The organism is Streptomyces carpinensis, assembly GCF_002154505.1.
GTDB lineage: Bacteria > Actinomycetota > Actinomycetes > Streptomycetales > Streptomycetaceae > Streptomyces > Streptomyces carpinensis.
Window position 1 is genome coordinate 1 of sequence record NZ_MUBM01000820.1, and the last position, 676, is coordinate 676.

Below are 676 nucleotides of genomic sequence, written 5' to 3' on the forward strand. Positions count from 1 at the left end.
GTCGTCGGCCCCGAGGCGCAGTCCGCGCACGACGGACCGCTCGTCGCCGCGGGCGGTGAGCACCACCACGGGCAGGTGGCTGACCGCTCGCAGTTCGCGCAGCACCTCCAGGCCGTCGACATCGGGCAGGCCCAGGTCGAGCAGCAGCAGATCGGCGCTGCGGTGGTAGGTCAGGACGTCCCCGCCGTGCCGGACCCTCCGGGTGTCGTGGCCATGGTCGTACAGGACCTCCACCAGCGCCGCGGCGACCCCGTCGTCGTCCTCGGCCAGCAGTATCTGCATCCCGCACACCTCCCTTCAGCGGCGTCCGCTGGTTCGGCTCTCGGCGGCGTCGGACACGGCCTCTGCGGGGTTTCCACCCGAAGACGGTCGTCGGCGTAGCCACGGACGGACGCCCAGGTCCCATGCGGCCACACGCCGCGCCCCTGGGCAGGCATACGAACCGGCTCCGACCGGCGCACGCCACGGCCCCAACTTAGACCACGACCGAGCGCGGATTCTGTGTGCCGGGACACACAGGCGCAGGTCAGCGGGGACCGGGAATGTTAAGGGGACGTTAGTTCCGTGTCCGATCCTCTCGTGCCGCCGTCCCCGGCGGCACGAGGCTGCAGCGGTCGACGACGACGCCGGACGACGGGAAACACTCAATGATAATCGATGTCCACGGGCACTACAC

1 protein-coding gene is annotated in these 676 nt (G+C 70.4%); it reads right to left on the bottom strand.

Annotation, left to right across the window (positions count from 1 at the left end; genetic code table 11):
• Positions 1-282, bottom strand: a 282-nt coding sequence (locus BZY54_RS49005) for a response regulator (protein WP_143668493.1), incomplete at its 3' end; no start/stop codon positions are given.
• Positions 283-676: the final 394 nt, after the last annotated feature.